This window comes from Pedobacter cryoconitis (assembly GCF_003259615.1).
GTDB lineage: Bacteria > Bacteroidota > Bacteroidia > Sphingobacteriales > Sphingobacteriaceae > Pedobacter > Pedobacter cryoconitis.
This window is the reverse complement of record NZ_QLLR01000054.1, coordinates 1-10,507: the sequence shown is the minus strand read 5'-3', so window position 1 is coordinate 10,507 and position 10,507 is coordinate 1. Positions and strand designations below refer to the sequence as shown.

Genomic DNA, 10,507 nt, shown 5'->3' with positions numbered 1-10,507 from the left:
CTTGGAGAAAATGCTGATGGCCTTTTTTAATATATCCCGTTCCATCTGCGTTTCACGCAGTTCTTTTTTCAAATTAGCCACCTCTTGCTCAGCTGCGCTGAGGATAACCTTTCCATTCCCAGGAAAACTGCTGCCTTGCTTGCTGGTGAATTCCTTACGCCATCTATATAATAAAGTCACATTGATATCCAGTTCTTTCGCAAGTGCAATTAGATCTGTACGGGTGTTACTCAGTTCAACGCTCATCAGCTTGAACTCCTTCGGGTATGCTTTTCTCTCTCGTGACATAATATTCTGTTAAGATATGTAAATCCTCTTAACTCTGTGTCTACTCAAATATAGCAACTCCAGAGCTGTTTTTTTTGTTTGACGATTGTAAGATCAGTTAAATCCTGCAATGATTGTCTTCGCAAGAAAGAAAACAATTTGCCGGATAAATTAAGATATATTACCGTGGTAACACGTCTTTTCGTAATTCTGCAAATTAATGATCCGTCCACTTTTAATATTTTTTCTCTTATTTTTCTCTTCTTTAGTTAATGCCCAAAATACAAGTCTCTATAGCATTAAGCATTATACAGATGAAAATGGACTTCCGCAAAACAGCATCAAGTCTATTGCTATAGGTAAGGGTGGTTTTTTGTGGCTGGCTACTGAGGATGGATTAAGCAGGTTTGACGGGAATCATTTTGTTAATTATAATAAGTCAAATACCGGGGCGGCTTCTAACCGGATGCGGAATATTATCAAAAAGATCAGTACAGGTGATTTATATGGGATTACACAAGCAGGTGAGCTGATTCCTATTCATAACGGACGTGTTCTTTCAAAACCTTTATCGTTTAATAAAATATTAAAGACTCCCTATGCTTCCAGGAAGATTTTTCAGCAGTTTAATTATGAATGGCCAGTTTTCTTTATCAAGGCTGAAGACTTTTATATGCAGACCGATGACCAGTTATATTATGGGATAACCATGGACTCTATTACTTATTATGACCATAACCATAGTTGTACCCCGATCCCTTTCTCACATCAAAAAGGCAGTTCTTTTTTTATTACGCAGAAAAGTTTAATTCATATGGATCTGGAGGGAAATTTCACCTCTTTTAATAAATCAGAGCTCAAACACCCGCAGCTAACCGGGGATATTCTTCAGCAAGGTCCAGCTGTGAAAAAGCCACTTAAAATTTATTGGAATAGTAATACTGACCAGGCATTTATTTATTTAAATAAGTCACTTTATGAAGTGACTTATAAGGATGGAGAATTGGTAACTAAATGTATTTTAAGTAATTATTCCTTCGAAAGCAAAGATGTCATGACTATTTATTATGATGCGCTTAATAGCAGAGTATTCTTAGGGAGTTTGACTCAGGGTTTGGTTGTTGTGCGTATAAATTCCTTCAATTCCGGAGAGTTTTCAGGAGCCGTAAACAGAGCAATTACTTACGCGCAATATCCATATTTACAGGACATGTCCTTATTTGCAAATAGCGAATTAATGAGAACAGATGGAAAACAGTTTTTCTTTCCAGCTCTTGAAAAATACAGTAACAATTTTTCTTTAGTTATTGATCAGCATGAAAATATCTGGACACAAAAGGATTCTTCTGTTTATCGCTTGTCTGCAGGAGGGAAAAAACTATCAGGCAGTTATGCTTTTTCATCTGCTGTACTCTCACTTTACCTGGATAATGAGCATGTCCTTTGGATTGCAACAGAGCAGGGGATATACTTTAAAGACTTAAAAGGTGCAGATTTCCCACCAGTTTTTTTGATCAAAGTCAAGGGTGCAAGATTTTTATATAAACAAAATAAGCTGCTTTGGATAGGAACGTTCAGGGGGCTATATGGTTATGATCAGGAAGCTAAAAAGACCTTTTTTATAAACAAGCTTTCTGGTAAAAATATCCGGAGTATTTATGGCAGCATAAATGGTGAATTATGGATCAGTACTTATGGGGACGGATTTTATCTCTATAACAAGGGGAATCTGATCAAGATGCCGGCCGATGACCAGAATTTTCTGAAAAACACACACTGTATAATTGAAGATAAACATGGGTTTTTGTGGATGAGCACTAATAAAGGTCTTTTTCAGGTTAAAATTAAAGATCTTCTGGCTTATAGTACCGATAAGGCTAAAAAAGTGTTTTTTCTGTACTACGATAAAAGTTCAGGCTTTAATACCAATGAGTTTAATGGAGGTTGCCAGCCATGCGGCAGTCTGCTTCAAAATGGGTTTATTGTATTTCCTTCAATTGCAGGGTCAGTTATGTTCAATCCGGCTGAAATTAACCCGGAGCTTCCTGACAGGGCTATTTATATTGATAAAATATTGGCAGACAATTCCGAGAAAAACTTAACAGATACCTTACACCTCACTCAGGATGTAGATCTCATTGAAATATTCATTTCCTCTCCATATTTTGGTCATCAGAATAACCTGAACTTTGAATATAAATTTGCTGAAAACAACAAATGGAATAAAGTAAACAATAACAATATCATCACTTTTACAAAGCTGGTGAAGGGTGTGCATGAAATTGTGATTCGAAAACAAAATGGCTTTAATACTGATGCCTTTGTTTATAAAAGATTACTTATTATCGTCCGTCCTTATTACTATCAAACCTGGTGGTTTTATCTTTTGGTGACCATTACACTTTTAGCGGGGATCATACTTATCACGAGGTACCGGACCAGAAATATATTAAGGCAGAACCTGGAATTAGAAAGGACAATTAATTTGCGGACAGGGGCACTTAAAAAAATTGTCAGGGAAATGCAGCTCTCTCAAAAATTGTTAGCTGAACAAACTAATTTTCAAAAGCGATTACTTACTTCTATAACGCATGATCTGATGAGTCCATTAAGGTATATGATGTTCATCAGTAAGAAATTGTATCAAACAGTAGAAGATAAAAGTCCTGATGCTGAAAGCATTCGTGCACTTTATTTATCCACGAATAGCATGTATCATTTTACAGAAAACCTTTTAAATTATAACAAGCTTTTTCAAAGCAGCAGCAAGAGAGTAAAAGATCACATCAATCTTCATAAACTTGTTTCTGATAAAATAGAAGTCTTTTTGGAGATCGCTAAATATTATCACATTGAAATTGATATAAACATTCCATCCACTATTTTTATTCAGGCAGATACCACTATATTATCGGTGATTTTACATAACCTGATAGATAACGCTGTGAAATTCAGTCACGATGCTAAAATAAGCTTCCATGCAGTTCAACAAGGCAATACAATTACATTTGTTATACAAGACACAGGAGTTGGGATGTCCGAAGAAGTTATGAACTGGTTTAACGCTCAGGACACTAAAATACTAGAAAAAGGGCTTGGTCTGAAAATGGTGATAGAGTTTGCTGCTAAAATAGAGCTAACGATTAAAGTAACCAGTGTGATGGGTGCAGGTACGAATTTTAGTATGTCTTTTTATGCTAAGAATCAAATTTAAATTCTGTAATCAGTCCGTAGATATTGTCTATTTTTAACTTTTCAAAGATTCTGTTCTTATGGGTACTAACGGTAGATAGCTTTAGAGATAGCTTTTCACTGATACTGCTTGTCCTTTCTCCTTTAACCAGTAGTCTGGCAATTTCAAGCTCTCTGTTAGTCAGTTGATGCAGAGAGTTCCCATCATACTTATTCCCTGACATATTTATCATTTGATCCTGTAGCTTATCACTAAGATACTTACCCTTTGACAATACTTTAATAACAGCGTCCTGAATCTCTTTTTCAGAAGCATTTTTCGCCAGGTAACCATTTACACCGGTTTTCAAATACCTGAGCCCATATATTTCCTCATCATAAGCTGAAAAAAGCAATATTTTAATATCAGGCTGGACTTCTTTGATCATTTCAATCATTTCAAAGCTATTGCCTCCCGGCATGTTAATATCTAAAATTAACAGATTAACTTTTTCATTGGTCAGATATTGTAAAGTTGAGGCCAGGCTGGAAGTCCCTGAAATACTAGCCATTGGTAAAAATTCTTTGATCACAAAACTTAGTCCATGCCGGATTACAAGATGATCGTCGGTGATTAGAATTTTAACATTTTCACTATATGCCTCTCCCATATTCAAATCCATTTAGCAATAGTCAGATAATTAACCTAACATACATATAAAATTAATGATAGTGTGTTGTATTGAGGTAAAATTGGGGGATAGCAGAGAGAAAATAACGTGTAATCACAATAAATAGTATGAAGTTGGATATATGATCCTGATAGTTGTTGTTTTATCTGAATTTTAGTTTTACTGAACGTTTTATAATTACCTAAAATGCCTCCAGTTTTCTGAAAGCATTTTAGGTATATTTTTTTATTTAAATGCAGCTTTCAATTGTTCAGCCGCATAAGCCTGCGCTTGTTTGGCTTCCGGAACTATGATCGCCATTCCGAAAAACTCATGTGTAACGCCTTCATAATTTCTGCTGGCTACTTTTACTCCGGCAGCAGCAAGTTTATCTGCAAGCATTTTCCCGTCATTATTTAACGGATCTATTTCTGCAGTAATAATTGTGGTCGGTGGTAATCCTTTTAAATTTGCATCAACCAATGACATACTGGGATTTTTGGCTTCAGCCATTGCTGGCAAATAATTTTTAGTAAACCAGGCCATCATTGCTTTGTTCAGCGGTTTTGCATTTGCGTAAATCTTATAAGAATCTGTTTCCATACTCGCTTGTGCAATTGGATAAACAAGAACCTCATGTAAAGGTAACATGATGTGCTTGTCCCTGGCCATAATAGAAACATTTGCAGCTAAATTTCCACCAGCACTTTCACCTACCACCGCAATTTTAGCAGGATTAGCTTTTAAAGCAGCAGCATTTTTAACAGCCCATTCATAAGCAGCGAATGCGTCATGATGTGCAGTAGGAAATTTGTTTTCCGGTGCAAGTCTATAAGCTACAGAAACAACAACCGCTCCAACCTGTTCTGCCAAACCTTGTGCTGATGCGTTGTAAACATCGAGGTTAGCAATTACGAATCCACCGCCATGGTAATAAACAATTAATGGAAATGGCCCCTTACCAGATTTTGGTGTATAAACACGTAAGTGGAGTTTGCCACCACTAACATCAATGTCTTTTCCCATAGTATCAACCATGGCTTCAGGTACCTTAATATTATTTTCTTTTACCAGATCCATTACCGCATCAGTTGGCGTATGATTTTTACGGGCTTCTGTCGCAGTAAGTGATTCTATATGTTTATCTCCGTAACTGGTTAATTTTTCAATTACTGCCTGCATTTCTGGTTTTATTGTTTTACCCCATTCTGGTGCAGGGCCCATTGGTTTAACAGCTGTCACCTTTGTTGAATCCATAACAGTTGAGTCTGTTGTGGTCGTGGTAGTTTTTGTTCCGCTATGACAAGCTGATATGGTTATCGCTAAAGCACAAATAGCAGTTGGTATTTTTAATAGATTGATTCTCATAAGGTTATTTTGTTTTATTTAATATTGCTGCTACAACATCTATTATTTAATAAGTGTTTTGGTCTTTTCACAACTTTCAGGAATCCCTGGATATAATCGCAATCCTGTCTAAAATTCATTCGCTGTATAATCCGAAACTTAAGAGCTATGCTGGTGTTATGTTTAAAATTTAATCATCGAAATAAGCGAATCAGATTATGGAAGAACCATCAGTTAAAATCATAGAAACAGATATTTTACTAATCTCCTACCTTGAGCACGGGGCAGCTGATGGGTGGCCAGTACTGCTGTCACATGGATTTCCTTATGATGCCCATGCTTTCAATACAGTATCTTCCATCCTTATCCAAGCAGGGGCAAGGGTCATTGCTCCCTTTACGCGTGGGTTTGGAAAAACCCGCTTCATTTCAGCCGATACTATGCGTACCGGGCAGCAAGCAGCCCGTGCTACTGATGTCATTCAACTTTCCCAGGTTTTGGGTTTGAAGCGGCCCATAGTCGGAGGTTTTGATTGGGGCGGTAATTCCTCCTGTACCGTGGCAGCACTGTGGCCGGAACAAATTGGAGGCCTTGTCTCTTATGCGGGCTATGATATTGTAGATGTGAGCGGGCAAAGGCATGCTGCCACACCATCACTTGAGCGCGTATGTTGGTATCAGCATCTTTTCCAATCGGAACGCGGGCGTGAATGTCTTACTGAAAATCGTTACGAATTATCGAGGATATTGTGGAAGGAATGGTCGCCAGATTGGCAATTCGACGAAGAAACGTTCGCCAGGACATCAAAAGCATTTGAAAATCCTGATTTCGTCGATGTTGTTATACATACTTACCGCTGGATGCACGGCCTTAATGCGGGTGATCCATCTTTGCAGCCGCTAGAAAACTTTTTAGCGCAAAAGCCTAAAATAACAGTTCCGGCAGTAACGATCGACGGCAGGGCAGACCCGCTTAAGCCAGGTGGAACATCAGATTACGCTAGTCTATTTATTGGACAGCATGAGCATATCGTTACCAATGCAGGCCATAATGTGCCTCAGGAATCTCCACAGGTATTCGCTGATGCAGTTTTGAAAGTACACAATTGGTTGAAGTAACTTACCATTTAGGAGGTACTTAAAATACTTTCCGGAAGCCGATGGTAGCATAATCAATATCGGTTCAGGAGCTAGTTTCTTTTTTGATGAAAGGTAAAATTGAAGACAACAAAGCCGCCTTTAAAACAGCTTTGTTGCGGGAAAAAAATTATTTGTATTTAATAAATGTTGCCCGGATTTTCTTTTCTTTTATATCAGTAGTAGTGTTAGATGAATAGCCTGTTGTTTTGTTTTCCTTTTTTGTACTTACAGCGCCGCTACCCGAGCTGGTCGTAGCAACAACCTCCTCATCCATCGTAAAGATTACGCCATCAGCACCTTTCTGTTTTGCCAGTTCGATGATTTTTGCCTGGGTCTTTTCCAACGAACGAAAACCTTTATCAAGTTCAGTTTTTCCCATAACGGTATATGGCTTTGTTACGTCATTAATAGCGTAGAATTCCTCTACAGTTTGTGTTGGTGTATACATTTTTCCGAAATACTTTTGCGCGTAGGTCTTACTTAAAAAGAACATTCCAAATAGTAAGATTAAAATTGACTTTTTCATTTTTCTTAGATTATTTTTTTAAAATTGATTAGTTAATTTATTTTAACAGGTTTGATTATCAAATGTTTAGCTAATTTTAAACTGGCGGCATTTTCTATTAAATTCCTGTTTTTTTATTATGGTGCAAAAGTAAATTGTTCCCCGATTGGGAAAAGACAATTTTTACTTCAAGCGATTAAATTTGAGGTTGAAGTGTTCGATTGCTAGATTAAACTGATCAGGCAAAAAGTTAATAAGCTGTCAAAACTTTCAGGAAGGATGCTTTTACAACAAAAGTACTAGTTCCTCTTTATGAGCAAAACACCGAAAATCTGATCTAGCTTTGAGGCGATCAGGAGATAGTGATTTATAAAAGAAAATAGTGGATCCATCAAGAGAAATGTAGGAATTAAATAAATTCGGTTTATGCAGGAAAGTGTTTATGACTGTTAAGCCTCCAGGTGAATGACCAATAAAAGTTCTATAAGTTGTTGTTGGGTAGGTGGCATCGATATAATGAATAAGTTCTTTCTCGACATAAGCCATGAATTTTTTACCATTGCCAACAACTCCAGGTAATTCTTTATCGGTGCCCCCTGTTAACTTCCATCCAATAAATAGATTACAGGATAATGTCCTCTGTCTTTGATTTTATTTCCTCTGTTTCGATTAGGAATATGTATCCAGCCTTTACGCTCTTGTCCTAAGATCTTTGAAAGAAGATTTTCCTGGTATATTGATAAAGCGTGTTACAGGCTTTGTTGTTATCTTTATCAAAAGTTTTTCAACCAGTATTTATTCTGGCTTTGCCGGCCATGAGTACTCTGCTTTGTTGTGAAATGATTTTATATGACTATTATGATAGATTTATCTTACACTGAGAATCAAATTCATTGTGTTACGAATTTTCAGGATCTTGTATCTATGCCATTTAATGGAGAAATGAATGCGATTTGCTGGCCCCGCGAGCTAACAGGTGATTTTTCTGAAATTGTTAAAAAGGTAGAGCTAAGCGAAAATATAACGACAATTGAAGAAGAGGAACTTCGTGAGCTTCAGTTGAGTGAACAAGGACAACTTGCCCGCGAGATTCTCTTAAATGATTTGAAGGTATTGGAAGCTCATGGCGCATCGCCAATCCTTAATGTGATCAATTACTATGATCGGGATGATACCTACCCGTTTTTTCCAACCGATGTTTATTCTTTTCATGTAGATCGGTCGCCTATACCAACCGATACCTTTTTATGCACTTACCATGGCGAGTCGAGTGAAATATTGCCAAATTCACAAGGCACAAAGAAAATACTTATTCCAGAAATACGTATTGAACTCGAAAAAATCTATGATGGAGCAGAGGAAGATTTTGAATCATTCTTAAGGGAGAATTTCTTTGATCTGCATTATCAAGCTAAACCTGATGCACGCCCAATAAGCCTTGGCCTTGGTCACCTATGGAGATTGGCAGTTGATCATCCTGAAATTCAGGTACCTCCTTGTCTTCACCGTGCACCAAAGGAGAAATCCGGACAGAACAGGTTGTTGCTGATCTGTTGAAGATAGATTTACACGATTTATTTTTTTAGCCTGTAATTTAAAGATGCGTTTCAAAATAAACTTAAAAATATTTAACCAGTATAAGGTCGGATAGCTATAAGTTAACAGATTGAAAGTTAAAAGTACTATACTTTTTTTAGGTGTCTGGGAGCAATTAAATAATCAAACTTTTAATTCCCCCGAATTCGAGGGAATTAAAATCAAAATTGATAAAATTAATTAAGCCAAAAAGAACAACTCTTTTTTAGATCGGGTTAATTTTGGTATACTTTACGGTGGTATATCTGAACACGGTAAATTTGGGTCTATTGCTTTACGTTACAGAGGCAGATTTAATTCTGTGTATTATAGATATAGTCCAAAGATGGGTACAATGAGGAGTTAACTCCGATAGATAATGCTAACGTTAATAAAAAAATAATGACATTAGATGAGCAGGCAGCAATGAGAGTAAGACAGTTAAATAGAATAGAAAAGCCAACTGTCAAGCGCAAATTTTAAAATAGGTGAGGAAATACATAAAATGTTAGATGCAATAAAAAAAGCGTACCGTTATTATTTCTACAGGACGTATCTGTACACATTAAGCAGATGGAATAATAAAAAAAGTATTGCAATAGTTTTTACTGATCTCTCGATGGCAGCCCCGTTAATGCTGAATTTTTATACATTGATTGTTTTGTTACATAAATTCTTTAATATTTGGTTTTTACCAGATTACAAATCGCACAAAATAGAGATATTCATTGCTATTTCAATCCTGGGTGTTATTTATATCTATCTAAATAATAAATATTTGATAAATAAACTAGATGACATTATCCATGAATTTAAGAATGAGGACAAGAAATCTTCCAGTATAAATGGCTGGATAGTCGCTATATATGTCATTGGCTCTTTTGCTGCTTTTTGGGGATTAGGATTTGCTACGATTGGCGGATAATCAGGTTTCTTTTCCTTTGCATAAAACCTGGAAAAAACTATTAAAATGATTGAAAATCTATATGAGAGCTATCAATATTATTATTTTAGACTCTACTTGTTTTACCTTAAACAATGGAATAATAATAAAGAGCTTGCTAAATTTGCAACTACTTTTATTCTTTTAATATCCAATGTATCAAACATTGCCCTATTAGCTATTCTTTCAATCGGCTTGTTCAACATTAAAGAAAGATCATCTTTAGGGATCCCGGCTTCATCAGTATTAAACTCAACGGTATTATCAATAATTATAATAGTTGTTGTAATCTTAATAATTATAAATTACAATCTGCTTTGCTCTAAGCATCAGGAAATTATAGAGAAGTTTAATAATGAGAAAGATAAGGTCAATTATTCAAGAAATGGATGGTTTGTTTTGGTTTATGCTCTTGCTCCATTCTTAGCTTTTTTTTTACTTGCTTACTTTTTATAATTCCTCAGAATATACTAGAATCACCTCAAGTTTAACATAATTATAAAAATCCCCGCTCAGTTGCGGCTTGCGGAGCCTTTTGCTCATACCTCAGCGTTCCCGCTTTTGCGTTTACGGAGTGGTAGTCATCAAGTTCCGGATCAAGCGGAATTCTTGGGGGGAAGGAAATAATTTCGGATCAAGCGGAATTCTTGGGGGGAAGAAAATAATTTCTTTCTTTTGCAGTAGAAAGAACAACAATCTATTATCATTTTGAGTGAAGCTGGCAATACCCTAATAAGTCTATTACTTCCAGAAGGCATCCTGGATTATTTTGATTTGACTAAAGCTGAGAAAGATTCAACCGGGTTGAATATTTATTTAGAAGAAAAGAATATAGCCCCTGATGGCTATCAGAAACACGAACTGGAATCTAAGGGACTTCTCCCGGAAT

At 36.3% G+C, this 10,507-nt stretch carries 11 protein-coding genes; 6 read left to right on the top strand and 5 right to left on the bottom strand.

Features of this window, described 5'->3' with window-relative positions:
• Positions 1 to 288 (bottom strand): transposase (locus LY11_RS25985; protein ID WP_146610830.1); only part of this gene is annotated, 288 nt, incomplete at its 3' end.
• Between the two features lie 199 nt (positions 289 to 487).
• Between LY11_RS25985 and LY11_RS25980 the strand changes: the two genes are divergently transcribed.
• Positions 488 to 3,481, top strand: a complete 2,994-nt coding sequence (locus LY11_RS25980; protein WP_111636495.1) for a ligand-binding sensor domain-containing protein — start codon at positions 488 to 490, stop codon at positions 3,479 to 3,481.
• Here the strand turns inward: LY11_RS25980 and LY11_RS25975 are convergent.
• Both LY11_RS25975 and LY11_RS25970 read right to left on the bottom strand, forming a co-directional pair.
• Positions 3,465 to 4,109 (bottom strand): response regulator, encoded by a 645-nt coding sequence (locus LY11_RS25975; RefSeq protein ID WP_170132781.1) that lies wholly within the window; start codon positions 4,107 to 4,109, stop codon positions 3,465 to 3,467. The genes LY11_RS25980 and LY11_RS25975 overlap by 17 nt on opposite strands.
• 246 nt (positions 4,110 to 4,355) lie before the next feature.
• On the bottom strand, positions 4,356 to 5,477 hold the full coding sequence (locus tag LY11_RS25970; RefSeq protein WP_111636493.1) for an alpha/beta hydrolase: 1,122 nt from the start codon (positions 5,475 to 5,477) through the stop codon (positions 4,356 to 4,358).
• A gap of 197 nt (positions 5,478 to 5,674) precedes the next feature.
• Between LY11_RS25970 and LY11_RS25965 the strand changes: the two genes are divergently transcribed.
• A complete protein-coding gene (locus LY11_RS25965) occupies positions 5,675 to 6,574 on the top strand; it encodes an alpha/beta fold hydrolase (RefSeq protein ID WP_111636492.1) in 900 nt (299 codons plus the stop codon).
• A 148-nt stretch (positions 6,575 to 6,722) separates the two neighbouring features.
• On the opposite strand, the gene LY11_RS25960 is transcribed toward LY11_RS25965, so the two are convergent.
• The gene (locus LY11_RS25960) at positions 6,723 to 7,121 is read right to left on the bottom strand and encodes a hypothetical protein (RefSeq protein ID WP_111636491.1); all 399 of its coding nucleotides are present in this window, start codon (positions 7,119 to 7,121) and stop codon (positions 6,723 to 6,725) included.
• A 264-nt stretch (positions 7,122 to 7,385) separates the two neighbouring features.
• Entirely contained in the window at positions 7,386 to 7,646 is a 261-nt protein-coding gene (locus LY11_RS27340; RefSeq protein WP_111636490.1) for an alpha/beta hydrolase-fold protein, read from the bottom strand.
• Between the two features lie 312 nt (positions 7,647 to 7,958).
• Between LY11_RS27340 and LY11_RS25950 the strand changes: the two genes are divergently transcribed.
• From LY11_RS25950 to LY11_RS26990, 4 genes are all read left to right on the top strand, one after another.
• Complete coding sequence (locus LY11_RS25950; protein ID WP_111636496.1) at positions 7,959 to 8,657, top strand: hypothetical protein; 699 nt, start codon at positions 7,959 to 7,961, stop codon at positions 8,655 to 8,657.
• A 796-nt stretch (positions 8,658 to 9,453) separates the two neighbouring features.
• Positions 9,454 to 9,600, top strand: coding sequence for a hypothetical protein (locus LY11_RS26830; protein ID WP_170132780.1), 147 nt, complete (start codon positions 9,454 to 9,456; stop codon positions 9,598 to 9,600).
• A 45-nt stretch (positions 9,601 to 9,645) separates the two neighbouring features.
• On the top strand, positions 9,646 to 10,074 hold the full coding sequence (locus LY11_RS25935) for a hypothetical protein (protein ID WP_111636488.1): 429 nt from the start codon (positions 9,646 to 9,648) through the stop codon (positions 10,072 to 10,074).
• Between the two features lie 252 nt (positions 10,075 to 10,326).
• Positions 10,327 to 10,507: ISAon1 family transposase N-terminal region protein (locus tag LY11_RS26990; protein ID WP_449415917.1), on the top strand; the 181-nt coding region annotated here is incomplete at its 3' end.

Excerpts from the sequence above, each read along its gene's own strand:
- LY11_RS25980 (WP_111636495.1), top strand. The coding sequence starts at position 488 with ATGATCCGTCCACTTTTAATATTTTTTCTCTTATTTTTCTCTTCTTTA.
- LY11_RS25975 (WP_170132781.1), bottom strand. The coding sequence starts at position 4,109 with ATGGGAGAGGCATATAGTGAAAATGTTAAAATTCTAATCACCGACGAT.
- LY11_RS25970 (WP_111636493.1), bottom strand. The coding sequence starts at position 5,477 with ATGAGAATCAATCTATTAAAAATACCAACTGCTATTTGTGCTTTAGCG.
- LY11_RS25965 (WP_111636492.1), top strand. The coding sequence starts at position 5,675 with ATGGAAGAACCATCAGTTAAAATCATAGAAACAGATATTTTACTAATC.
- LY11_RS25960 (WP_111636491.1), bottom strand. The coding sequence starts at position 7,121 with ATGAAAAAGTCAATTTTAATCTTACTATTTGGAATGTTCTTTTTAAGT.
- LY11_RS27340 (WP_111636490.1), bottom strand. The coding sequence starts at position 7,646 with ATGGCTTATGTCGAGAAAGAACTTATTCATTATATCGATGCCACCTAC.
- LY11_RS25950 (WP_111636496.1), top strand. The coding sequence starts at position 7,959 with ATGATAGATTTATCTTACACTGAGAATCAAATTCATTGTGTTACGAAT.
- LY11_RS25935 (WP_111636488.1), top strand. The coding sequence starts at position 9,646 with ATGATTGAAAATCTATATGAGAGCTATCAATATTATTATTTTAGACTC.